The sequence below is a fragment of the Ochrobactrum soli genome, assembly GCF_003664555.1.
Classification (GTDB): Bacteria; Pseudomonadota; Alphaproteobacteria; order Rhizobiales; family Rhizobiaceae; genus Brucella; species Brucella teleogrylli.
Map to the genome: position 1 here is coordinate 46,258 of NZ_RCHH01000016.1, position 22,000 is coordinate 68,257.

A 22,000-nucleotide genomic window follows, 5' to 3' on the forward strand; every position below is an offset into this window, starting at 1 on the left:
TGCCCGGCAGAGCCCAGCAGTAGATCACATGGTCGCAAAAGCCTTGCGGAGTTCTTCGGTGAAAATTGCAGGCTGCTCGAATGCCGCGAAGTGACCGCCGTGAGCGGCTTCGTTCCAGTAGGTCAGTTTCGAGTACATGCGCTCCCCCCAGATCTTCAGCGGGCGATAAAGCTCTCCAGGGAAGACACTGACCGCAACGGGGATATCGAGCTTCTGCGGGCTGAAATCGGTGTCGAAGCTTTCGGCGCAGAGGCGCGCTGAAGACGCTGCGGTGTCAGTTAGCCAGTAGAGCATGATGTCATCCAACATCTGGTCGTAACCGAGCTCCTTCTCCGGATGATGGTCCGCATCGGTCCATTCCCCGAATTTCTCGTAGATCCAGGCGGCTTGACCTGTCGGAGAATCCGCAAGTGCGTAGCCGATCGTTTGTGGGCGGGTGGACTGGATCTTGGCGTAGCCTGAACCGTGAGTGGCGAATTCGACGAGCTGGGCGATCAACGCCTGCTCCTCGGCGCTCGGAGTTCCTTCGATCGGTGGCGGGAAAAGAAGCGGCAGGTTCAGGTGGATGCCCTTCAGGCCGGCGACATGCTGCTTGGCCATCCAGGTCGTGACCCCGGCACCCCAGTCGCCTCCCTGAGCGTAATATTCAGTATAGCCGAGACGGCTCATCAATTCGGCCCACGCCCGCGCGATCCGCGGCAGGCCCCAACCCCTCTCGTTCGGCTTGTCGGAAAAGCCGTAGCCGGGAAGGGAAGGGATGACCACGTCGAACGCGTCTTCCGCCTTCCCACCGTGCGCCGTGGGATCGGTCAACGGGGAGATTACGTTGAGAAACTCCACGACCGAGCCCGGCCATCCGTGCGTGAGGATGAGCGGCTTTGCGTTCGCATGCGTCGACTTTAAATGGATGAAGTGAATGCCCAAGCCATCAATCTCGGTCCGGAACTGCGGGTAGGCGTTCAGGCGCTTTTCCAGGCGACGCATATCGTAGCTGTCGCGCCAGTATTTCAACAGCGCCTCGAACGAATTCAGGGGAGCGCCTTGCGACCAGTCGGAGACCGTTTCTCGTTCCGGCAGGCTTGCAGCATGAAGGCGAACGCGAAGGTCTTCGATTGCGGAGGCGGAAATTTTTACCTTGAATGGATCGATAGCATTCGTAGCAGTGGGCATTTCCATGCCGCCGGTCGATTGCATCGACACCGCCGCTCCGCCGATCGTCACGAAGGCCGAGACCGCCGTTGCGGCTCCAAGGAACAGCCGACGGCTAGCGTCGACATCGTGGGGGCTGTCAAGGTTAATTTTGTTCATCGTCGCTTCCATCCTGGGGTTCAAAGGCATGCCCTGATATAGACGGTGGGCAATCTGCGCAGAAGCAGCGGCGCAGGCAGATACAATCCATCAGCATGGATGATCAGAATGCGCCGCGACTGTTCGAAATCGGCCGTAGCCGGTCTCACGTTTGCTGGAACGACGCACCGAGGTTGCCGAGCACCCCGAGTTGGCCCAAGATGATCGTCGCCGCGGTGTAGCAATGGAACGACGTTACCTTGCCATCCTTCAGATGGAAGACGTCGCAGCATGGGGCGTGCATTTCTTTGCCTGTGGCAGGGATCGTCCCAGCAGGCAGGGCGAGGGGACCTGAGTGGGTGCCGTTGAGGGTCAACTCCACGATGACCACGTCTTCGGTCACGTAGAAGTTTCCGAGCTCGCGATGCATGTCATGAAACGCGGTGGCATAGATGTCGACGGTCTTACCGATATCGTCGCCGTAATATTTCGCGCCGGCCGACACGTCCCAGAAATAGCCGCCCTCGGCGAAGAGGGCGACGAATGCCGCGACGTCCTTCACTTCTGCAGTACGGTAGAGTTCGCGAATGACTTCTTCATTGGTAGGCATGTTGTTTCCCTGGCTTTGCTAGAGCTGGATCAGCGGATAGATGTGAAGGCCTTGCGCATTTCCTGCGCGAAGAGGGCGGGCTGCTCGAAGGCGGCAAAGTGGCCTCCCTTGTCGACCTCGTTCCAGTAAAAGAGATTTGGCCAATGAGCTTCAGCCCACGCCTTCGGCGCGCGGTAGATCTCCTTCGGAAAGATCGTGGCTGCCATCGGCAATTCTATCCGGCTGGCGTCGAAACCCCCGCCATTACGGGCATTTTCCCAGTAGATGCGCGCCGAGGAGGCAGCCGTGTCGGTGAACCAGTAGAGGGAGATGTCGTCGAGCATCTCGTCCGTCGTCAGAGCGTCTTCGGGTTCGCCGCGATTGTCAGTCCAGGCCTGGAACTTCTCGTAGATCCATGTTGCCTGTCCGACCGGAGAATCGGCAAGCGCGTAGCCGATCGTCTGCGGTCGCGTTGCCTGTTCCTTGAAATAGCCGAACTGGTCGCTGGCAAACCGGGCGGCCGCATCCATCGCCGCCTTCTCCTCGGGCGTCGGATTGTCCGGAAATTTCTCCGGGAAAACGAGCGGCCAGTTCACATGGGCTGCCACCAGCCCTTCGGGCCGGACATGTCCGAGCGCATGGGTGACGCCCGAACCCCAGTCACCGCCTTGGGCAACCCATTTGCTATAGCCCAGGCGCGTCATCAGCTCGGCCCAGGCTTTCGCCGTGCGCACAACCGTCCAGCCCTCCGCCTGCGACTTGTCCGAGAAGCCGAAGCCCGGTTGCGACGGGATGACAACGTGGAAAGCGTCTTCCGCCTTGCCGCCGTGCTCGGTCGGATTGGTGAGCGGCTCGATCACTTTCAGGAATTCTACGACCGAGCCCGGCCAGCCATGGGTGAGAATGATCGGCAGAGCATTCTCGTGCTTCGACTTGACGTGGATGAAGTGGATGCCGAGCCCGTCGATTTCCGTGCGGAACTGCGGATAGGCGTTGATGCGCTTCTCGAACTTCCGCCAATCGTACTTCTCTCCCCAGTAGGAGATCAGCGCCTTCGCCTTTTGAAGAGGGACGCCTTGGGACCAGTCGGAAACCGTTTCCTTGTCCGGCCAGCGGGTGTTCTTAAGCCGGCGCTTCAGGTCGTCGATGGCCGACTGTGGCACCGACACCTTGAACGGCTTGATGTCTTTCGTCGCTGGCGGAAGGATGCCTGCGGAGCTTGATGCAGCAGCTTGCGAAACGAAGGCGGTCGCGACAGGCAGGGCGAGAGCAAGCTGCAATATGCGGCGACGCGAAGCGTCGGTCGTTTGAACGGTCATGGGTGGGTTCTTTCCCGAGTTGATGCTTTAATTGAGGAATTGGTTGATGAGTTTCAGCGTCTCTTCTGGCTGCTCCTCGGCGATGAAGTGCCCGCTGTTCGCAATCTTGATCGCGGTCAGATTGGTTGTCTTGCGCTCCAGGGTCGCCTTGAGCCAACCGTAGCCGGTTCCGCCGAGCGCCAGTACAGGCATCTCGAGCTTGGCGTAGCTGCCATCATCAATGATGTCTTGCGGGAAGGCTTGGTACCAGCCGTCGCTTGCTCGGATTGAATCGCGGTCGCCGTAGGCTGCTGCATAGACAGCACGGTCACGCGCGTCGATCTTGCTTTCGTCCTTCATCAAATAGCGGAAGAGCCAGTTCTGCATGATCGCCTGGCGACCCTCGAGAAGATCCTCGGGAAGGCCCTTGACTTGATGAAAGGCAAACCACCACGGATATCCATGATTCTCATCGATCTTGTCGCTAAAGGTCCCTACCGTCGGCAGCAGCGGCCATTTAGCAAGCTCAGCATCTGGATGTGGGATGTCCAGCATGATCAGTTTGCTTGTCGCTTCCGGGTAATTGGCGGCGTAGGCGAAGGCGACCATCGAGCCAATATCGTGGCCGATGATGTCGGCTTTTTGAAAGCCGAGGGCTTTCACCAGTTCATGGACGTCGTTGGCGAGGGTCTTCTTTTCATAGCCATCGGCCGGCTTGTCGGATTGCCCCATGCCGCGAATGTCGAGCGATATGACCGTGTGACCCTTGGCAAGCTCAGGCATGATCTTGTGCCAGGACCACCACGTCTGCGGCCAGCCCGGCAACAGTACCACCGGTGAACCCTGTCCACCGATCACGTAGTGAAGTTTGACGCCGTTAACGGTGACATCGGCATTGCGAAAGCCTGGAAGGGAGGCAACGAGCTCGGCATCGCTTGGTGCCGGCGCGGCGGTAGTAGCCGTAGCGGATTGAGCCGAAGCCAAATCAGCCATCCCAACGCTGGCGGTAAATGCGGCAATGGCGAACAGTAGCGGACGAACGATCATTCAGATCTCCTTTGTGATGATATTGGGGTGAAGGATCTTCCTGGCGACCAGCAGTGCAGCTAGGAGGTTCAGACATGCGCCGGCCAGGAAGGCGGCGATAATCCCTTGCGCGTCGGCGACCAGTCCGCCGAAAAATGAGCCAGCAGCAACTGCGATCTGAAAGACGCTGACAGTGATCGCAGAACTGCTTTCGAACCTTGCGGGATCGGAGGCATAGGTCCAGATCTGCACGCAGACGGGAACTGCTCCGAAAGCTGCTCCCCATAGGGCAACGGCGACGGCCTCGGCGAAAGGGTTCCAAGACAAAAGAGCGGTCAGGATGATCGACGCCGCCATCGCTATAGCGACGAGCATGAACCCGGACGCAGGCTTTTGACGGCTCAGGCGCTCGCCGACGAAAGTGCCAACGATACCGAAGACGCCATAGATTGCTAGGAACAGGCCAAGCCTTGCCGGATCTAGCAGCGCGTTGATGACCAGATGCGGCTCGAGGTAGGTGTAGGCGGCAAAGTGGCCACCGGCGGTCAGTGCGGTCGCGGTGAACGCGAGCGTCAGGCTATGGCTCCGAGCTGTTTCCCGCAAACCTCGCCAGGACTGCCCGGCCTCGATCAGGATCTTGGGCAGAAGTGTCGCCTGTGCTGCCGCGACGAGCAGACACAATGCGGCGACGGCGATAAATGATAGGCGCCAGCCCATGATGCTTCCGAGCGCTGACCCGAGGGGCACGCCGACGACGGTCCCGATGGATATTCCGGCCATGATGATCGATGTCGCGCGATTGCCGTCGCGGTGGGCGACAAGCTTGCGTCCGACGGCCGCAGCAAAGGTCCAGAAGCCCCCGACGCTGATGCCGAGCAGGGCGCGTCCGAGGATCGCTACTTCAAAACTGGAAGCGCTGGCGACGATCAGGTTCGAGATCAGGACAAGAACCGTGAAGCCGATCAGAAGGAGCTTGCGATCAATATCTCGTGCCGATACGGTGCACAGCGGCGCCGCGATGGCCGCGATGAGGCCAGGCACTGTGACCAGCAGACCTGCCTGCCCGGCTTGGATGTCGAACTGGTTGGCGATGTGCGACAACAGTCCGATCGGAAGGAACTCGCTTGTGACCAGCACGAAGGTGCCGACCGCGATTGAAAGAACCGCAGGCCACGAAGAGGTTGAGGGCGCACTTGTCTCCGTCATACTCGAACCTCAAGGTTTAGGGATGCACGAAAGCTCTCCCGCCTGGGGTAGGCGGACCGATAGAGCTGACGCATCCGTGTTTCCGATGCGAAGAGGATAGAAGGGCGGGCAGCAGCCGAGAAGCTGGCCGGGATGGAGACATCATCCACCGTGATGGATAATATCCCGCTGCCCGCCCTTCTTCTCACGCCTTCACGAAGGCAAGCAGATCGGGATTGAGGACGTCGGCATTCACGGTCAGCATGCCGTGCGAATAGCCCTTGTAGACCTTGAGCGTGCCGTTCTTCAGGAGCTTGACGGATAGCTCGCCGGCGTCGGCGATCGGAACGACCTGGTCGTCGTCGCCATGCATGACGAGGGTCGGCACGGCAATGGCCTTTAGATCCTCCGTCTGATCCGTTTCCGAGAAAGCTTTGATGCCTTCGTAGTGCGCCTTGGCACTGCCCATCATGCCCTGCCGCCACCAGTTCTGGATGACGCCTTGTGAAGGCTTCGCGCCATCGCGGTTGAAGCCGTAGAACGGTCCAGTGGGGACGTCGAGGAAGAATTGCGCCCGGTTGGCGGCCAGCGCCGAACGGAAGCCGTCGAAGACCTCGATCGGCGTGCCGCCAGGATTGGAGGCGGTCTTGACCATTAGCGGCGGGACGGCGGAGACGAGCACGGCCTTGGCAACGCGGCCGTGCGGCTGGCCGTACTTCGCGACATAACGTGCCACTTCGCCGCCGCCGGTGGAGTGTCCGATATGGACGGCGTTCCTGAGGTTCAGGTGCTCGACGACGGCAAAGGCGTCGGCGGCGTAGTGATCCATGTCATGGCCTTCGGAGACTTGGGCTGAGCGGCCATGGCCACGGCGGTCATGGGCGACAACGCGGTAACCATTGGCCAGGAAGAACAGCATCTGGGCGTCCCAATCGTCCGATGACAGCGGCCAGCCATGATGAAAGACGATCGGCTGCGCGTCCTTCGGACCCCAGTCTTTGAAGAAGATGTCGACGCCGTCCTTGGTCTTGATGAAGCTTTCAGTCATGGGAAGATTTCCGTCAGTTGGATGGTTTGATGATTTGGTTGCGGCGAGGCTGGGCGCTGCTGGCAGCGACATCGTCACGGCCAACGCGGCACCAGTCAGGAGCGCGTCGCGTCGTGTGAGGGGCAGGGGCTGGTCGGTCGAGGTCACGGTCGGCGTTTCTGTTCGTGTTAGTTGGACGGCTGAAGACTATTCGGCTCCGGTCACGCGAGCGATGCGTGTTCTTGCTGAAGCTGCACGTTCTTGCTCCAAACTTCGCTCCGGCCGCATTCGACTGTTTACGGGCTAGCGCGAGCGGATAGGTTTTCGGCTGACCGGTGTTTGCCGGCGGCTGGAGGGAACAGGAAGGCAATGAGTGTCGAGAGTGCGAACGATCTTCACGAAAACGTCGTAAGGATTGACAGCAGTGCGCAGTCCTGGAACGGCGTCACGATTGTCGATGTGCACGAATACACGAAAGGCGAAGTCCTCCATTTTTTGCTGAACGAGGAGGAGACCGGCATCGCCATGGCGCTCGACGAGGTTGGCGGTGTGACCGAGCCGAGGTTGAAACCACAGCAGGCTTGCCTTCTGGACCACAGGCCCAACCACATGACACTCGTGCCACGAGGAATGCCGCTCTGGGGGCACACGACCAAGGAGCTGCACTACAGTCGGTACGCGCTGTTGCTATTCGATCTGGAAACGCTGGAGAAGACGTTCCAGGAAGATTTCCACGCCCGGATGTTCGAGCGGCCGCGGATGCGGTTCACCGACCACCGGATCCACACACTCGTCCGGATGCTTGTCGACATCCCGCAAGAAGATCCTGCGATGATGCTTCTGTGTGATAGTCTCACGTCTGCCGTGTTCGCGCTGTTATCTGCGGAAGGCGGTGAGCCGCCTGCTGCAGCGGCGCGCCTTTCGGATCATGCGCTCTCACTCATCGTCAGCTATATCCAGGACCAATTGCCTCGCCACATCGAATTAGACGAGCTGTCACGGCTGGCCGGGATGTCGCAATGGCATTTCTGCCGGGCATTCAAGGCTTCAACAGGTCTGTCGCCTTACCGGTGGCAGCTCGACAAGCGGGTGGATGCTGCTCAGGGACTTCTGCTTCGCTCGGACGCCCCTCTCGACGCGATCGCGAAGGCCGTCGTATTTTGCGATTCAATGCACCTTAGTCGTGTTTTCAAGAAGCTCACTGGAGAGGCTCCCGGAACCTGGAGGCGTAACCGCCGATGAACACGCGCGAAGCCGAACTGCTCGGCCTGCCATACAATATTCGCAGCATCACCACGCGGACCCAGTTCTGGAACAGCGTCCGTATAGACATCACGAAGGCGCATTACTCGCAAGGCGAGATCCTTCACCCTCTCGGTTACGAGCACATGACCCGCTTGTCGATCAATCTCGACGAGGTAGGTGGCATCACAGAGCCTCGGCTCAGCAAGAATGTACCGTGTCCGGTGGAACACAAGCCCAGAAACATGGCCTTCGCTCCGGCAGGAACGCCGTTGTGGGGATACGCTTCCGAAGTGAAGTTCGTCTATGACGCCACGGTCATCTTCGACCTCAATGCACTTTCTGAAAAGTTCGAGCACCATGTTTCTTGCGCACGGGGTGGTGCACCTAGACTGAAATTTACCGAACCCAGGATATGGAAGCTGGTGACGATGCTGGCGGAAATCCCTGCCGAGGATGACACCTACCGGCTATACGGCGACAGCCTGACCGCTGCGATATTCGCAATTGCGTTTGAAACGAGGGAAACGCACGCGCGTTCGGGAACGCTCGCACCCCGGCAGCTTAACCGGGTGACCGAATACATGCTGTCACGTCTGCCCGAACACGTGGAGTTGCAGGAACTTGCTGCCTTGGTCGGGCTCTCACAGTGGCATTTTGCGCGCGCCTTCAAGGCTTCGACCGGTGTGTCGCCATATCAATGGCAACTCGACGAGCGGGTGAAAATGGTTCAGCGACTGCTCGTCAATTCGGAGAGCCCGCTCGAAGCCGTGGCCGAAGTCACCGGGTTTAGCGACGCAATGCATCTGATACGAACCTTCAAGAAGCGATCCGGCCAGACGCCGGGAGCATGGAGGCGCGAAAACGGTCTGAAATGACCTCGCGCCTCCAGGGAGCGGCGCGTCAGGCGGAGACGCGACCGCGAGGGTCGTCGACATGCAGCTTGGCAACGTCGTAGCGCACGCCCTGCCGATCGAGGATGCGGACATTTTTCACGACATGAGCGAGCGCCTTGAGGAAGGTCTCGGAATTTTCGTGCTCCTCATAAGCCTGCTCGTTCTCGTAACCTTCGATCAGGTGGAAGGTGTTCGGGTCGACGAGGTCCTGCGCGAACGCATAGAACCGGCAACCACTGATCTTTTCGGCGGCGGTCATATCAGGGATGACCGCGTCGATGAATGTCTGGCGATCGTCGGGATGGACGCGGTAGTAGGCGCTTACGACGACGCCGGTGGGCAATGTCTTGTCATGGTCTGCCATGGTGTTTCCTCATGTTGTGGTTGATGATCGGTTGAGACATCAGATCGGCGCAGAGCCTGCGCCGATGTTCGGATTTGCTCTGTCTGGACGTTCTTGCTGCGGATTTCGGCGCGCGTGCCGTGCCCGGCAGCTTTCTAGTAGGAGGAGAGCAGGACCGTACCGGTCTTGCCGGGCAGTTCGACAAGTGCGGCGGCCTTGCCGACATCGGCCAGATCGAAGGTCTTCTCGACCGGGAAAAGTTCTGGTTTGCCGGCGGCCAGTTCTATCGCCAGCTTAAGGTCGGCCTTACGGACCTCGACCGGCAGGCTCGCCCAGCGCCCGACGGTCACGCCCGAGATTCGGATGTCGCGGGTCGAGAAATAGAGGGCAGGCACCGAGATCGGCTGCCCGGACAGATCGCCATAGGATACGAGGGTGCCACCTTGGGTGAGCAGCCCGGCCGCCGCGCTGGCCGTCTCGCCGCCGACCGGGTCGAGCACGACGCCGATCGGATGACCGTCGGCGGCCGAAATGACCTTGTCTTGCCAGCCGGCCTTGTCGGTGGAAACGACCGGCAGGTCCGGGAACACGACGTTGAGTTCGTTTACGCCGGCTTCACGCCTGACGACACCAACCACGTCGAAGCCGCGATCGAGAAGGAGTCCGATCGTCAGTCGGGCAACGGCGGATCCGGCGGCCGTCAAAACGACGACGTCCCGCCCGGGTTTGGCGCCTGAAGTCTCGACCGCCCGCAGCAGAAGCGCCGTCGTCAGCGGATTGACGTGGAGTTGCGCAGCAGCTTCATCCGATACGTTGGCCGGGATCTCGGTGACGTATTCGGCCGAGACGATCGTCTTCTCGCTCCAGGCTCCCCGGCCAGGGAAGAACGCGACGCGGACGCCAGGCTTGAGATCGACGCCATCTCCAGCTTCCTCCACGATGCCGTAGCCTTCGAAGCCGACGCGCACGCCTTCTTTTGGAACTACCGATCCTGGTTGGTAGCGTCCCGCCACGCCAAGAAGGTCGCCGTGATGGACGGGGCGCAACAGCACCCGGATCAGGACTTCACCGCGCCCCGGACGTTTCGGATCTTCGACTTCTATGGCTTGAAGGACGGCCTCGGGCTTTCCATGCTTGAAATAGACTGCAGCGCGCATCGCCTTAACTCCTTGAGAAAGGGGAGTGGCCGTCAGCCACTCCCGTCGTTTGGTTAGACCTGAGCCTGGCCGCCGTCGGCGAACAGTTCGGCGCCGTTGACGAAGCTTGCATCGTCGGAAGCGAGGAAGAGTGTCGCCTTGGCGATCTCCTCGGATTCGCCGACGCGGCCGAGCGGGATGCGCGAGGCGAGATAGTCGAGAAGACCCTGCTGCTGTTGCTTGTCGTCGCCGGCGAGTTCGACGAGGCCCGGGGTGCGGGTCGCGCCGGGCGAGACGACGTTGACGCGGATGCCGGTCCCCTTGAGATCGAGCGCCCAGGAGCGGGCGAGGTTGCGGACCGCTGCCTTGGAGGCGGAATAGACCGAGAAAGCCGCGGTGCCTTCGGTGCCCGCGGTCGATCCGGTCAGGACAACCGACGAGCCCTGGCCCATCAGCGGAAGCGCCTTCTGCACGGTGAAGATGACGGCCTTCACATTGCGGCCGAAGGTATCGTCGATCTGCTCCTCGGTGATCTGGCCGAGCGGCAGCATGCTGCCACCACCGGCGTTAACGACGAGGGCGTCAACGCGTCCCTGCTCCGACTTGACCTGAGCGAAGAGCTTGTCGAGATCCTCATTCTTCGCGGAATCCGCCTGGATGCCGACAGCGCCGTGGCCGATCTCGGCCACCGCCTTGTCCAGCGCATCCTTGCGGCGGCCGGTGATGTAAACGCGGGCGCCTTCCGCCGCGAAGAGCTTGGCGGTTGCAAGGCCGATCCCGCTGGTGGCGCCGGTTACGACCGCGATCTTGTTTGCGAGCCTGTTGGTCATCTTACTTTCTCCTGATGCTGGGCGCGCGGAAGGGTTCAGCCCGAATGCGCGCGGCCTGTTGATGTGTTGAAACTGTTCGGGAGGTGGCGTTGGCTTCCTGCCTGTCGTCGCCGTCCGATGAGGGAAATCTAGTCGGCTAGCGTGGCGGCGAGAAGTCGCTCGGCGTGGAGAGATTATCCATCCGCATGGATGATCTCGGGTGCGGCGGCGCGTCTGGCGTCGACCCGCTCGAAAATCCTGGCCGCCCAGTCGGCAAAGGCGCGCAGCCGAGGGTTCGGAAATCTGTCGGCCGGGTAGACGAGATGGAGGGTGTGATTTTCGGGTTTCCACTCCGGAAGGAACTCGACCAGCGAGCTGCGCTCGATGTGCGGTCTCGCCAGGAAGCCGAAGCTCTGACCGATCCCCAATCCGGCCAGCAGCGCGTTCAGATGCGCGGTGCTTTCATTGACGGAGATGCCTGCGGAACTGGGCGCATATTCGATGCGCTCATCACCGCGCTGGAAGCGCAGGGGAAATCGCTTTCCCGAGGATGCGGAAAAATAGCTGACGACGCGGTGTGACTGGACATCCTCCGGACGCGCCGGCGGGTCTCGTCCGTTCAGATAGCTGGGCGCGGCGCAGAGCACATAGTCGAGCTCGCACAGCTTTCGCGCCATCATTGAGGAGTCGGCAAGCGTTCCCCCGCGAATGACGCAATCGATGCCTTCGCCGATAAGGTCGGCCGAGCGGTCGCTGACGCCCAACATCAGATCGATGTCGGGGTACTGAAGCTGGAAGTCGGCCAGGGCCGGAATGAGGATTTCATTCGCTAGCACCGATCCGATATCGATCCGAAGCTTTCCCTTAGGCGTGCTGCGCGCGCCCGCGACCGTACCGTCCATATCGTCGAGGTCGGCAAGCAGACGAAGAGCGCGCTCATGATAGTTGACGCCTTCCGTGGTCATCGTCACCGACCGGGTGGTGCGTTCAACCAGCTTCGTCCCGAGATGGGCCTCGAGATCCTGAACGAGCTTGCTGACCGATGAGCGGGGCAAATTCATGCTGTCCGCCGCCTTGGCGAAAGATCCTGCCTCGGCAACGCGCACGAAGGTCCGTATGGCGAGTATCTGATCCAAATGAGAGCCTACCTGATTGCAGAATTGAGCTGACTATACGCGCGTCCGTGTCCGATGCCATGCACGTTCTTGCGCTTCCATGTACGGTCTTGCCCTCATTGATGTCGCCGGCGATTCTATCGAAGGCTGTTCTCGCGCCGCCAGGCAGCAGGCGTTTGGCCGGTTCGTTTCTTGAATGCCCTAATCAGATGCATGGAATCAGCAGGAGCCTCCGGCAAGCAGGGCGCATCCGCTACAAGTACGGCAGACGTCGCTTCATCGGCCGCTCGCGCCTGCGCATGATCTCGACGAGCGATATTGCGTGATTTCCGACGCAGTGACGCTAAACTGACAGTGTTTAAAAGCTGAGGGAGGAATACCGATGCCGAGATTTCTGGCTGTATATACAATCAATTCTGAAGACCTGGCATCCTTTCGACGCCTGTCAAAAGCAGAGCAGGACGCGGTCGATGCGAAGGGAATAGCCCAATGGATGGCGTGGGAAGAACGCAACGCTGCGGTCATCCTCGATCGCGGGGGCATGGTGGGGAAGACAACGCGTGTGACGAGGCAGGGGATCGCTGAAGCCAAGAATCCGTTCTGCGGTTATCTGGTGGTGGACGCTGAAACCGCGGATGCTGCGGCCAAGCTGTTTCAGGATCACCCGCATATCACGGTGTTTCCAGGTGACGGCATCGATATCATGCCCTTTGTGACGTGATTTTCTGCGTCCATCCTCGGTTGCTTAGCCGCATTGCTTGCTGCTGAATCTGGGTCAAACAAGCGGGGCGTTCGGTCACGGCACGCTTTATGTTAGGCTGGATGGCTCCAATGACATTGCCATTTGCGGAGAAAGCGAATGTCACAGCACAAGATTTACACGTTCTTGCTCACCGCTGACCTTGGAGTTGCCGAAGCCTGGTATACGAAACTGTTCGGTCGCGGACCGGATAACAGACCGATGGGTACACTTGTTCAGTGGGAGCTGTTCAATCAGGCCGGAGTGGGGATTTCGACGGACGATGAAATCTCCGGGCGAGGAGCAATCTTCCTTATTGTCGACGACGTCGACGCCGAACGGGAGAGGTTGCGTGGCGTTGGGATCATGCTGGGTGATGACATCACGGGCGATTATTCAACGCTGGCGCAAGTGCGTGATCCCGATGGCAATCTGATCACCTTCGCGACGCCGCCGTCGCCGAATTATCCGCCGGCTTAGCGAAAATTAGCCGCTGTAAGGTTGAAAGCGGCCGGTCAGTAATGCGTCTTATTCCGGACATTAGCTTAGCATTCTCAAGCTTTCCAAAGCGGTCGTTCCGCTTTTTCTTGCTGCTAACGACAATTATGGGGTGGAGAGGGGCCTAAGCACTTCAAGCTGACAACCCGCACGAATCCGGCAGCCTTGAGATCGAGGTCGTCAACGATGTCCTCGATGAAGCGGACCAAGTTGTCAGGTCCCACATAATCATCGACTGCTTCCGGCAGAAGCAGTAATTGCGAGCGATCTGTTGCAGAAAGATGTGACATAGTAAAGTATAACCATCAGCCGCTATCTTAAGGAATCCACATTGAGTTTTCAGACCGGGGAACCGCATGGGACATTTTAAGCTTGTTTATCAGAGCTATCCGCTCGACCTTCCAGTCGAAGAGCCACGCATTACCTTGCGGGCCTCAAGTGGATCTTGGCCTGGTCAGCAGCTGGATGACTACGTCGTCTTGGATTTAGAAGTGAAATCTCCGAAATTCTTCTTCGATCCCAACAATGACCCCGAGGATGACGTCTCCCAGTGGTTGAACCCGGGTCTGGATACACAGTGGCTCAAAATACCTTTGAAGCGTTTCGAGAACCGTGACTATCGCAGCCTCCAGGAAATCCGGGCCGACTTCCAGGGAGAAGGAACTCGAAACGCTTTGACGAGTGAAGATTGGTGGGAAGCCCCAGGTCTTATCACCACCTACAGCGATGAGTTTTTCGCTCGTGCGGAAATTTCCATCCGTCACGACGGTGGTGGCATGTTTTCGGTTCAGCTTTCAGGCACCACCCAGTTCGCTACCGCCTTTGACATAGCCTTTAGTGCTCCCCTGGCCGTCAAGCTGATCGGATATCGCAACTCGTCGACCAAAGATGATCTTTTAAGTTGGTTCAACCGCTTTCTCAGAAAAGACGAGTTCATTTTCACGCCGCTGCAGCGAGGTGAAGACCTCTATCTCAATGGTGCGGTCAAGTAACAGCTGCGCTAATCGCGCTGAATGCTTCGAGAATGATTGAAGCAGATCCATAGATCACGTGAAGATCGAAATGGGATTGTCAGGCGCCCGGAGTTTTGAGAGGGTCTGCGGGAGTATTGCGATAAACGCTGTCAAAGATGTATGGTGCAATATAGTGGATACGCTGTTTGATGATGCGCTCGATGAAATGCGCCTTCTGCGCCCTGCATTCCTTCTGGCACGCGGGCTCGAATCTCGGGTATTCCCTGATGTTCTCGATAGGGCCGCGTTCCTTGCCCTGGCAAGGATTGCTGGAAACCTCGGAGGATCCGTCTTTATTTATCATGCCGAGTTCGGCAAGCAGCCGGAGAAAACCACCAGCAGCGATCCGGTTTGCGCATGGGACAGTCTTTTTCAAGTTTTCCATGAGGACGTCATTCTGGAGTTCTCACCAAGCCCGCTTTTTGTTTGGCTGCCCGCTGGCGAGCGTTTCCACGTTGTGTTCGGGAGCAAGGAGATGATCGCCCATTTCGACAATATGCGGGATCAGGCCGACTCGTTTTCCGCATTCGTTGACGCGTCGCGCTTGACCGAGAAAGGCAAGCAGTTTCTGCTCGAAGCCTATGAGCGATACACGATCTGATGTTGCCCGTTCCAGCGTGCATTGGGTCATTCACGTCGATAACCGCCTGCGTTCGAGCAGCGCCGGTGCCGCCAGATCAACGGAGCGGAAGATGACAGCAGCGTACCAATTGCGGACAACTTTTCCGGCGGCTATACTGTCGATAGGTTTGGCCATCAATGTTGCATCGGCAGAATCTGACAACGATCAGGCCCGCGACTGGATCATCAACGGGACTGAGTTGGTCAAAGCGCTCGAAGGAAAGTTCGATGATGGCGCTCTGCAGAGTGAGGCTGGTCGTATAACGTCGGGCGCTCGTGGTAGTGCTTATATAGCTGGGGTGGCTGATGCTACCAGCGGGACGGACTGGTGTGGGGCCGGATCGGTTCTCCCCCATGAGCTGACAGATCGCGTATACACGCATCTTCGAAGCGTCACGCCGGAGCGTCTTAAAAGGAGAGCATCTACATTGGTGATTGAGGCGCTGGCTGCTATTTATCCCTGCCCTGCGAATTAAAGAGGCGTTTTCGAGTTATGCTATTATTGGAATTCTTGATTTTTTCAGCCGCGTTTGTGGCGGTCATTCTTCTGGCGGCTCACCAAATTGTCGCGCAGATCAAGGAGTACCGATTTTATAAGAGTAACGGCGGTGATTTTTCCGTCGATAGCGGCGCGGACAATCTGAAGCTTGATGAGCGCGTTTACATCAATGCTCTCGGCCTCACGAATTGGCAGCGTTTCTATCTATTTCGTCCGTTTTACATCGTGCTGCTTATAGTGTTCGCCGGCATGATGATCTTCTCTTTATTCTGACGGACATGATATTAGTCCGCTCCTGACAGCCGTCTTTCAGCATTCGCGAAAGTCCTGCAGACCTCCGAAAACGCGGCTCCAGAAAATTTGATTAGAGGATAATCCTAAGGCACCGGCTAAACGCCTGCCACCCTCAGGGCGGACATGACTATGCAGATTTTCGGAATCAGATTCTACCTTGCCGAAATCATCTCGAGTTTTGGGACCGTCTGCCTGAAACAAGTGGCAGAAATGATTCAAGATGACAGAGACCTACTTGGTCCGCTTTGGTTGTCTTCGCCCCCTGTTTTCGAACGACCGCAGTGGGTCGGAAGCTGCCGGAGGGCTTTGCGCCTTCATTTCTGCCGTCACGTGAAGTTCGAGCGTATCCTCCAAGCAGACGTAGATTAGGCACTCGAAATTCGCCTCTCCTGCTCTTATTCGACCTGAGTGTCGATCCAATCGCGGGTCTGCTCAAGAACCTCATTAGACAATTCGGGGTCATCGACCGCTCTCGCGAGGATGACGGCTCCGATCATTGCCGCCCAGCTTCCGATCGCTGCCCGGCGCTTGTCGACCGCGCCGTCGTCCGGAAGTGCTTGCTCGATACGAGCAATCTGTGTCCGCAGACCTTCGGTCATGGCGCCTTTCGCTGCGGGCGTCTGGTGACGAATGGCAGCGGCCAAGCCCGCCGTCGGGCATCCATTGCCGGGATTATCCCGATGGCGAGGCGCTAGATAAGACCGGACGAAATCGCTGAACTCGCCATTGCCGACGCTGTCTGCTGCAAGCGCGTGCGCCAGACTCTGCGCAACCAGGTCGTCCTTCGATGTGAAGTGTCCATAGAAGCCGCCATGGGTCAGGCCCGCTGCCTTCATGACCTCTGCAACGCTCACCGCATCGAACCCCTTGTCCTTAAACAACCGGCTGGCGACGTCCAGGATCCGGCGACGGTTCTCTGCCATCTGTTCTCGGCTGACCTTCATTTTCAAAATTCTCCGCAACACCCGTTGACATTTACATGATGACCATCATATTTAGATATATTCATGATGACTGTCATGAATATAGGGTCAATGACAGAAAAGAGCAATCCGATGAGCCAAGATTCCGCAGTCCTCATTACCGGCGCCTCCACGGGCATCGGCGCCACCTATGCCGAACGGTTCGCGCGCCGCGGCCATGATCTCGTACTGGTCGCCCGAGACGCGGTGCGCATGGAAGCGCTTGCGGGCCGCCTGCGCCAGGAAACGGGAGTCACGGTAGATATCCTCCAAGCCGATCTCACCCAGGCGACTGATCTTGCCAAGGTCGAGACGAGGCTGCGCGACGATGCGCGCATCGGCGTCCTAGTCAACAATGCCGGAACGGCGATCGGCGGAAGCTTCGTCGACCAGAATGTCGATGACATGACCAAGCTCGTTGCGCTCAATGCGACCGCACTCGTCCGACTTTCCAGCGCTATTGCTCCCCGTCTTGCCAAGGCAGGCGAGGGCGCGATCATCAATATCGGTTCGGTCGTCGGTCTAGCGCCAGAGTTCGGCATGACCGTCTACGGTGCGACGAAGGCTTTCGTGCTCTTCCTGTCGCAGGGGCTGGCACATGAACTCGGGCCTAAGGGCGTGTACATCCAGGCCGTACTTCCCGCCACGACCCGCACCGAGATCTGGGATCATGTCGGCGCAGACGTGAACGCCATGAGCAATGTCATGGAAGTGGGCGATCTGGTGGATGCCGCCCTCGTCGGCTTCGACAGTCGCGAGCCGGTCACCATCCCGCCGCTGCACGACGGCGGACAGTGGGACGCTTTCGATGGAGCCCGCAAAGCGATGCTCGGAAACCTTGTCAACGCGGTTCCGGCCGAACGCTATCGCACTCCCGCCTAAGCATTCCCATTAAGCCCCCACTGCAGAAGTAACATCACAGGTACATCATGACCCGCAGCCCTCTTTTCGAACCCGTCGCCCTCGGCAACATCCCCTTTCAAACCGGGTTGTCATTGCGCCGCTCACACGCAACGGTGCAGGCGCGGGCTTCGTGCCCGGTACCCTGACCCCCGAGTATTATGCCCAGCGCGCCTCGGCTGGCCTGATCATTACCGAAGCAACCCAAATTTCTCAGCAGTGGCAGGGCTATCAGGTCACGCCGGGATCTACACGCCGGCGCAGAGATGCGCGCCGAAGGGCAGCAACTGAGGGAGATCTCTAAGCTGAGCAACGCTGGCCCCATTCGTCCGATCGTGGACAAGGTGTATCCCTTTGCGCAGACGCCAGAAGCCTTGGGTTATGTCGAGACCGGGCGGGCCAAGGGCAAGGTTGTTATTGCCGTTTCGCAATGACCGTCTCGCTAGCAGTAGTTCAATTCCACTAAAGCATGATATCCGCTTCCATGACTCTTGCGAGATGAGCGGACATTCTCCTTCCGGCCCCATTCAAGTCCTTGAAAAATTAAGTGAGGATGGACGGGGCATCCAGCCAGGTTCGGGGGGCCGCCCACGTGCGTTTCAGTCGCACTGCCCATGGCAATACTGAGGAGCTAATATATGTACGTCGTGCATCTATGGGAGCTTCGATGCGTAAGGCCATCGTTTTGGGCGGATACGGGCTCATAGGCAGAGCGTGCATGCGGGCTTTGGCTAACGCAAATTTTGAAGTTGTCGGCGTAGGACGGTCGCGTCATGCTGCGCTCGCCGCTGACGCCGATGGGACATGGTTGATCCGCGACATTCCCACCATCTCGGTCGACGAGTGGCAAGTGTTGCTGGGAAATGTCGATGTAATTGTGAACGCTGCCGGAGCACTGCAAGACGGCGCGCGAGACGGTCTTGAAGCCATCCACGTCACAACGGTAGCTCGTCTGGTCGAGGCAACGAAGGACATTTCCTTACGCATTGTCCAGATTTCGGCGGCTGGAGTTGGAACCGAAGCATCAACGGAGTTCTTTCGGTCAAAAGCGCGCGGCGACGAAATACTGGCGAGGAGCGGACGAGATTGCGTGATCCTGCGTCCAACGCTTGTTTTGTCGCCAGATGCCTATGGCGGCACAGCGCTTTTACGTGGCGTGGCTGGTTTACCGTTAATTTTGCCGCGTGTTTTGCCTCATGCTCAGGTGCAGACTGTTCATATCGATGATGTGGCAATGGCCGTAGTGGCAGCGGCAACGGGAAAGCTACCATCGGGCCTTATTGCCGATCTCACCGAGCCGGAGGCTCGAAGCTTCTCCGAACTTGTCGACGGGATCAGACAATGGCAGGGTTTTTCACCTCCGTGGTTGCGCCCAAAAATGCCCGCACTGGTACTGAAATTAGTGGGGAAGGGCGCTGATCTGCTCGGCTGGCTTGGGTGGCGCTCGCCGATGCGCAGCACTGCGTTACAGGCGCTCGCCGGCGGGATACAAGGCGATCCTAGCGTATGGCTTGAGGCGGGCGGTTACCCCTGTCGTTCGCTAGTTTCGACACTGAGAAGTCTGCCGTCCACCCGACAGGAACGGCTTTTCGCTCGGATGTACTTCATGCTGCCACTGGCCATCGCCACGCTTGCGCTGTTTTGGTGCGTGTCGGGGCTATTCGCATTAATATCTCCGATGCGCGCTATGGCTATTCTCGAAGGACATCACGTTCCGGCGTGGCTGGCGGGTATTACATTATATGGCGGCGCATTTGCAGATATCGCATTGGGCCTAGCGATCCTTTGGCGTTCCGCAACGCGCCTGGCAGCGGTTGGAATGATAATGCTTTCGGCCTGCTATCTCTTCGGTGGTCTGGCGGTCGCGCCAGATCTGTGGCTTGATCCGCTTGGACCGATGGTCAAAGTGGTTCCATCTATTGTTTTGGCGGCGATCATTGTGATGATGCAGGAGGCGCGATGACCTACGATATTCTGCGTTTTCTGCATGTGATTGGTGCAACGGTGCTACTTGGCACCGGCGCGGGTATCGCGTTTTTCATGGTCATCTCAAATCGATCGGCAGACCCGCGGTTGATTGCTCATGTCGGTGGCATCGTCGTATTGGCTGATACGGTTTTCACCGCAACTGCTGCCATTTTCCAGCCAGTCACCGGCTATTTGCTTGCACGCGAAGTTGGATGGCCTGTCTTATCCGGTTGGATTGGACTGTCGTTGGCGCTCTACATCTTTGTTGGTGCATTCTGGCTGCCAGTTGTCTGGATGCAGATTCGGTTGCGGAATATGGCGCGTTTGGCTGCTTACGAGGGAAAAGCACTGCCGGCGGCCTATCATCGTCTCTATCGTTGGTGGTTTGCTTTTGGCTTTCCGGCATTTACCGCAGTTTTGGCCATCATATGGCTGATGTTGACCAAGCCGTTATTTTAAAGATCACCATCCGATAATGAATGCAACGGCACGCGCTCTACTACATTTGCCTCGGATCAAAATTGATCGGGCTGATCATGTTCTTGACTGGCAATCTGGAAAACGGACGCCAATGTCCCGGCGCGTGCCGGATTCTTGACATGAAATCAGAAACACCAACACGCCAACCAATTGCTCCGTTTTCTGAAAATCTGGCGCGCACATTCGTCCCATACGAGTTATCGCTTCTGGCCGGTTTTCGTGCGCGGTTTATAGATAGACGGGTGTGGGTATTACGTCATCGGCCATGCGCGCTGTCAGCAAGGTCATAGGGGAGGGTGATTGGTCGACGAGGATGAACAGGACTTATGCAATCTCGATCGATGCAATCAAGGTCATCAACCCAATGAAAAAGAGTCCGTCTCGAGGCTATCCATTTTGTCTTCCATGGGGTGGGCAGCAGTCTGGCGGCTGTTTCCTGGGAAAAATGACAACGGGACATTCGCTTTGAGGTTTACGGCCTATTCTTCCCCTGGTGATCTATCAAGACTGCCTGCTGCCATCGGCTTGGCGCTTTGTCGGTGCGGTGAACGCAGCCCGCCCAACAGCATGGGCGTTTCTTGCCTTCCAACAGTTCGTCACAGGTTCGTTCAATGCGACGCCGGCGCGTCTTTGGCTGTTTTGCATCATCCACCCAGCAGATGAATTCATTCCGGCCGAGCGGCGTCAGGCTTTCCCACAGCACGAAGACATTCGGATCCGATAGCAGGGCAGCCTGAAGATCCTCGCGTGCCTCGTGAACAGTGCCATGAGGAAAAGTGTTCGCCATGCAACCTCCAAATAATGCGGCTAGCAACCCGGGCGGCGATCCATTTGACCGCCGTCGTCAAGTTACTTTTTTGCCCTGCGCCAATGTGTGTGCGACAACGGCGTTTGCGTGCCCGTGTCCCATTCCTTGCTCGTTCTTCAACATTGCGACGAAATCCATATGCTTTGCCGGGATACCCTTACGTACTAACTCCTGCCAATGGAAGAGGGGACGCCCGTACTTCTTTTCAATTGAAGGTAAGTAGGAGGCTGGGCCCTTGGCCGGTTCGTCGGTCAACAGTGAATCTACCCCATATTGTCGGTAGCACCAAATATCGCCCGAACCGGGAATGAGCGCAATATGCTGCGATGGGCAGCTTTCAGTCAAGTGTCACCATGAACTTCACGGATGAATTGGGGGCGGAAGTGGTCATCAAACCACCTGGATTCAAGTTTCACAATGAGCGTCAGCCTTTGAAAATTTTACGGATCGGAGAACAGTCCCGCTATTGCTGAAAACGGCGACAGGCATTCTTGACTCTACGGCAAAAACAAATGAGCCGCTAACAAATATTCCGCCCAATTACTTATGCGAGCGTCTTTCGACGTCGGTGTCGCTCTCGCGAGTCTCGATGAGAGACTTGAGCAGTCGCCAGTGGAGAAAGGGAACATCGAAGAGTTCTGGTTTGTCGAGACCTTTCATCGCTGTGGTTCAATGAGGAGTTGGTCGAGATCGAGGACTCGATGCTGCAGCAGGTGGTTTGCGATATTCGCTCAACCGATCACGCCCTGACCATTACCCGCGATGGGTTGACAAGCCAAACACATTTGCTGTCGTTCAATATGGGCTGCCTAAAAACTCTTCGTGTTAATCGGCGGGTCATCGCGATTTCGAAACACAGCTACGCGCCAGTCTTGACGGGCAGATTGCCGGGATCGACCTCGGTTTCAAAGAGCATGACCAGTTGTTGCTAGCGCGCTAGATGTTAGGGCGGCGGCTTACCGGCCGTCGCGCCTCGTCAAATCTGCCGGGTTCATTGAACTGGTGCTGGCGAGGCCATTGGTTTCAGCCAGCATAATCGCCACAAGCACGATATCTCACCCCGTGCTGCCCTTCTCGTCTTGCGTGAAATGATCGGAGGGGCGGAGGTTTTGCGTATGGGGCGTTTTTCAAGATGCAGTCAAGGCTACTCGGATGACCGACGCATTTCCTGGAACCTTCACCACAACGTTAGTACTTATTGGAAATACGGCGATCAGCTTCATTTCGAGAGGTTGCTTATACGTTGGGGCACCGGCACCGATTAT

The 22,000-nt window shown here is 58.0% G+C and carries 24 protein-coding genes and 2 pseudogenes; 13 read left to right on the forward strand and 13 right to left on the reverse strand.

Annotated elements, in window-relative coordinates; all coding sequences use genetic code 11:
• Positions 1-24: 24 nt before the first annotated feature.
• From D8666_RS19985 to D8666_RS20010, 6 genes are all read right to left on the reverse strand, one after another.
• The gene (locus D8666_RS19985; RefSeq protein ID WP_235859023.1) at positions 25-1,308 is read right to left on the reverse strand and encodes an epoxide hydrolase family protein; all 1,284 of its coding nucleotides are present in this window, start codon (positions 1,306-1,308) and stop codon (positions 25-27) included.
• Positions 1,309-1,453: 145 nt separating this feature from the next.
• On the reverse strand, positions 1,454-1,897 hold the full coding sequence (locus D8666_RS19990; RefSeq protein ID WP_121539163.1) for a nuclear transport factor 2 family protein: 444 nt from the start codon (positions 1,895-1,897) through the stop codon (positions 1,454-1,456).
• A 29-nt stretch (positions 1,898-1,926) separates the two neighbouring features.
• A complete protein-coding gene (locus D8666_RS19995) occupies positions 1,927-3,195 on the reverse strand; it encodes an epoxide hydrolase family protein (RefSeq protein WP_121539164.1) in 1,269 nt (422 codons plus the stop codon).
• 27 nt (positions 3,196-3,222) lie between these two features.
• On the reverse strand, positions 3,223-4,221 hold the full coding sequence (locus D8666_RS20000) for an alpha/beta fold hydrolase (RefSeq protein WP_121539165.1): 999 nt from the start codon (positions 4,219-4,221) through the stop codon (positions 3,223-3,225).
• Positions 4,222-5,406: an MFS transporter gene (locus tag D8666_RS20005; RefSeq protein WP_121539166.1), complete on the reverse strand. Its 1,185-nt coding sequence runs from the start codon at positions 5,404-5,406 to the stop codon at positions 4,222-4,224.
• 184 nt (positions 5,407-5,590) lie between these two features.
• Positions 5,591-6,505, reverse strand: a complete 915-nt coding sequence (locus D8666_RS20010) for an alpha/beta fold hydrolase (protein WP_235859027.1) — start codon at positions 6,503-6,505, stop codon at positions 5,591-5,593.
• 276 nt (positions 6,506-6,781) lie between these two features.
• Here D8666_RS20010 and D8666_RS20015 point away from each other — a divergent pair, with 276 nt between their 5' ends.
• Together D8666_RS20015 and D8666_RS20020 are read left to right on the forward strand one after the other, a co-directional pair.
• A complete protein-coding gene (locus tag D8666_RS20015) occupies positions 6,782-7,654 on the forward strand; it encodes a helix-turn-helix domain-containing protein (protein ID WP_121539168.1) in 873 nt (290 codons plus the stop codon).
• Positions 7,651-8,532 (forward strand): helix-turn-helix domain-containing protein, encoded by an 882-nt coding sequence (locus tag D8666_RS20020; RefSeq protein WP_121539169.1) that lies wholly within the window; start codon positions 7,651-7,653, stop codon positions 8,530-8,532. The genes D8666_RS20015 and D8666_RS20020 overlap by 4 nt, the downstream gene beginning before the upstream one ends.
• Before the next feature lie 25 nt (positions 8,533-8,557).
• Here the strand turns inward: D8666_RS20020 and D8666_RS20025 are convergent, their stop codons facing one another.
• The 4 genes from D8666_RS20025 to D8666_RS20040 form a co-directional block, all read right to left on the reverse strand.
• Complete coding sequence (locus D8666_RS20025; RefSeq protein ID WP_121539170.1) at positions 8,558-8,914, reverse strand: putative quinol monooxygenase; 357 nt, start codon at positions 8,912-8,914, stop codon at positions 8,558-8,560.
• A gap of 134 nt (positions 8,915-9,048) precedes the next feature.
• Complete coding sequence (locus D8666_RS20030; RefSeq protein ID WP_121539171.1) at positions 9,049-10,050, reverse strand: zinc-binding dehydrogenase; 1,002 nt, start codon at positions 10,048-10,050, stop codon at positions 9,049-9,051.
• A 53-nt stretch (positions 10,051-10,103) separates the two neighbouring features.
• Positions 10,104-10,859 carry an SDR family NAD(P)-dependent oxidoreductase gene (locus tag D8666_RS20035; RefSeq protein ID WP_121539172.1) on the reverse strand — a complete coding sequence of 252 codons (756 nt, stop codon included), beginning with the start codon at positions 10,857-10,859 and terminating at the stop codon, positions 10,104-10,106.
• A gap of 173 nt (positions 10,860-11,032) precedes the next feature.
• Positions 11,033-11,974 carry a LysR family transcriptional regulator gene (locus tag D8666_RS20040; protein ID WP_121539173.1) on the reverse strand — a complete coding sequence of 314 codons (942 nt, stop codon included), beginning with the start codon at positions 11,972-11,974 and terminating at the stop codon, positions 11,033-11,035.
• A gap of 361 nt (positions 11,975-12,335) precedes the next feature.
• Between D8666_RS20040 and D8666_RS20050 the strand changes: the two genes are divergently transcribed.
• The 6 genes from D8666_RS20050 (at position 12,336) to D8666_RS20080 (ending at position 15,596) form a co-directional block, all read left to right on the forward strand.
• Positions 12,336-12,674, forward strand: a complete 339-nt coding sequence (locus D8666_RS20050) for a hypothetical protein (protein WP_121539174.1) — start codon at positions 12,336-12,338, stop codon at positions 12,672-12,674.
• 138 nt (positions 12,675-12,812) lie between these two features.
• Positions 12,813-13,172: a VOC family protein gene (locus tag D8666_RS20055; RefSeq protein WP_121539175.1), complete on the forward strand. Its 360-nt coding sequence runs from the start codon at positions 12,813-12,815 to the stop codon at positions 13,170-13,172.
• A gap of 374 nt (positions 13,173-13,546) precedes the next feature.
• Positions 13,547-14,182 (forward strand): hypothetical protein, encoded by a 636-nt coding sequence (locus D8666_RS20065; RefSeq protein WP_167836130.1) that lies wholly within the window; start codon positions 13,547-13,549, stop codon positions 14,180-14,182.
• 154 nt (positions 14,183-14,336) lie between these two features.
• The gene (locus D8666_RS20070) at positions 14,337-14,804 is read left to right on the forward strand and encodes a hypothetical protein (protein ID WP_100557343.1); all 468 of its coding nucleotides are present in this window, start codon (positions 14,337-14,339) and stop codon (positions 14,802-14,804) included.
• Positions 14,805-14,895: 91 nt separating this feature from the next.
• Complete coding sequence (locus tag D8666_RS20075; RefSeq protein WP_167836131.1) at positions 14,896-15,300, forward strand: Rap1a/Tai family immunity protein; 405 nt, start codon at positions 14,896-14,898, stop codon at positions 15,298-15,300.
• Positions 15,301-15,335: 35 nt separating this feature from the next.
• Entirely contained in the window at positions 15,336-15,596 is a 261-nt protein-coding gene (locus D8666_RS20080; RefSeq protein WP_235859024.1) for a hypothetical protein, read from the forward strand.
• A gap of 416 nt (positions 15,597-16,012) precedes the next feature.
• Here the strand turns inward: D8666_RS20080 and D8666_RS20090 are convergent, their stop codons facing one another.
• Positions 16,013-16,561 carry a TetR/AcrR family transcriptional regulator gene (locus D8666_RS20090; RefSeq protein ID WP_121539178.1) on the reverse strand — a complete coding sequence of 183 codons (549 nt, stop codon included), beginning with the start codon at positions 16,559-16,561 and terminating at the stop codon, positions 16,013-16,015.
• Between the two features lie 111 nt (positions 16,562-16,672).
• Here D8666_RS20090 and D8666_RS20095 point away from each other — a divergent pair, with 111 nt between their 5' ends.
• The 5 genes and pseudogenes from D8666_RS20095 to D8666_RS20115 all read left to right on the forward strand — a co-directional run bounded on the left by D8666_RS20095 (position 16,673) and on the right by D8666_RS20115 (position 19,906).
• Positions 16,673-17,461 carry an SDR family NAD(P)-dependent oxidoreductase gene (locus tag D8666_RS20095; RefSeq protein WP_121539195.1) on the forward strand — a complete coding sequence of 263 codons (789 nt, stop codon included), beginning with the start codon at positions 16,673-16,675 and terminating at the stop codon, positions 17,459-17,461.
• Positions 17,462-17,508: 47 nt separating this feature from the next.
• Positions 17,509-17,726 (forward strand): annotated as a pseudogene (locus tag D8666_RS20100) (oxidoreductase); the annotation flags it as partial.
• A gap of 19 nt (positions 17,727-17,745) precedes the next feature.
• Positions 17,746-17,913, forward strand: a pseudogene (locus D8666_RS20105) (zinc-binding dehydrogenase); the annotation flags it as partial.
• A gap of 233 nt (positions 17,914-18,146) precedes the next feature.
• The gene (locus D8666_RS20110; protein ID WP_167836133.1) at positions 18,147-19,442 is read left to right on the forward strand and encodes an SDR family oxidoreductase; all 1,296 of its coding nucleotides are present in this window, start codon (positions 18,147-18,149) and stop codon (positions 19,440-19,442) included.
• Positions 19,439-19,906 (forward strand): DUF2269 family protein, encoded by a 468-nt coding sequence (locus tag D8666_RS20115; protein WP_121539179.1) that lies wholly within the window; start codon positions 19,439-19,441, stop codon positions 19,904-19,906. Before D8666_RS20110 ends, D8666_RS20115 begins: the two co-directional genes overlap by 4 nt.
• Positions 19,907-20,399: 493 nt before the next feature.
• Here the strand turns inward: D8666_RS20115 and D8666_RS20120 are convergent, their stop codons facing one another.
• On the reverse strand, positions 20,400-20,714 hold the full coding sequence (locus tag D8666_RS20120; RefSeq protein ID WP_063620588.1) for a YdeI/OmpD-associated family protein: 315 nt from the start codon (positions 20,712-20,714) through the stop codon (positions 20,400-20,402).
• 57 nt (positions 20,715-20,771) lie between these two features.
• The gene (locus D8666_RS20125) at positions 20,772-20,990 is read right to left on the reverse strand and encodes a DUF4287 domain-containing protein (protein WP_121539197.1); all 219 of its coding nucleotides are present in this window, start codon (positions 20,988-20,990) and stop codon (positions 20,772-20,774) included.
• Positions 20,991-22,000: the final 1,010 nt, after the last annotated feature.

Coding starts and splice junctions, on each gene's coding strand:
- D8666_RS19985 (WP_235859023.1), bottom strand. CDS start 1,308: ATGAACAAAATTAACCTTGACAGCCCCCACGATGTCGACGCTAGCCGT.
- D8666_RS19990 (WP_121539163.1), bottom strand. CDS start 1,897: ATGCCTACCAATGAAGAAGTCATTCGCGAACTCTACCGTACTGCAGAA.
- D8666_RS19995 (WP_121539164.1), bottom strand. CDS start 3,195: ATGACCGTTCAAACGACCGACGCTTCGCGTCGCCGCATATTGCAGCTT.
- D8666_RS20000 (WP_121539165.1), bottom strand. CDS start 4,221: ATGATCGTTCGTCCGCTACTGTTCGCCATTGCCGCATTTACCGCCAGC.
- D8666_RS20005 (WP_121539166.1), bottom strand. CDS start 5,406: ATGACGGAGACAAGTGCGCCCTCAACCTCTTCGTGGCCTGCGGTTCTT.
- D8666_RS20010 (WP_235859027.1), bottom strand. CDS start 6,505: ATGTCGCTGCCAGCAGCGCCCAGCCTCGCCGCAACCAAATCATCAAAC.
- D8666_RS20015 (WP_121539168.1), top strand. CDS start 6,782: ATGAGTGTCGAGAGTGCGAACGATCTTCACGAAAACGTCGTAAGGATT.
- D8666_RS20020 (WP_121539169.1), top strand. CDS start 7,651: ATGAACACGCGCGAAGCCGAACTGCTCGGCCTGCCATACAATATTCGC.
- D8666_RS20025 (WP_121539170.1), bottom strand. CDS start 8,914: ATGGCAGACCATGACAAGACATTGCCCACCGGCGTCGTCGTAAGCGCC.
- D8666_RS20030 (WP_121539171.1), bottom strand. CDS start 10,050: ATGCGCGCTGCAGTCTATTTCAAGCATGGAAAGCCCGAGGCCGTCCTT.
- D8666_RS20035 (WP_121539172.1), bottom strand. CDS start 10,859: ATGACCAACAGGCTCGCAAACAAGATCGCGGTCGTAACCGGCGCCACC.
- D8666_RS20050 (WP_121539174.1), top strand. CDS start 12,336: ATGCCGAGATTTCTGGCTGTATATACAATCAATTCTGAAGACCTGGCA.
- D8666_RS20055 (WP_121539175.1), top strand. CDS start 12,813: ATGTCACAGCACAAGATTTACACGTTCTTGCTCACCGCTGACCTTGGA.
- D8666_RS20065 (WP_167836130.1), top strand. CDS start 13,547: ATGGGACATTTTAAGCTTGTTTATCAGAGCTATCCGCTCGACCTTCCA.
- D8666_RS20075 (WP_167836131.1), top strand. CDS start 14,896: ATGACAGCAGCGTACCAATTGCGGACAACTTTTCCGGCGGCTATACTG.
- D8666_RS20090 (WP_121539178.1), bottom strand. CDS start 16,561: ATGAAGGTCAGCCGAGAACAGATGGCAGAGAACCGTCGCCGGATCCTG.
- D8666_RS20095 (WP_121539195.1), top strand. CDS start 16,673: ATGAGCCAAGATTCCGCAGTCCTCATTACCGGCGCCTCCACGGGCATC.
- D8666_RS20110 (WP_167836133.1), top strand. CDS start 18,147: ATGCGTAAGGCCATCGTTTTGGGCGGATACGGGCTCATAGGCAGAGCG.
- D8666_RS20115 (WP_121539179.1), top strand. CDS start 19,439: ATGACCTACGATATTCTGCGTTTTCTGCATGTGATTGGTGCAACGGTG.
- D8666_RS20120 (WP_063620588.1), bottom strand. CDS start 20,714: ATGGCGAACACTTTTCCTCATGGCACTGTTCACGAGGCACGCGAGGAT.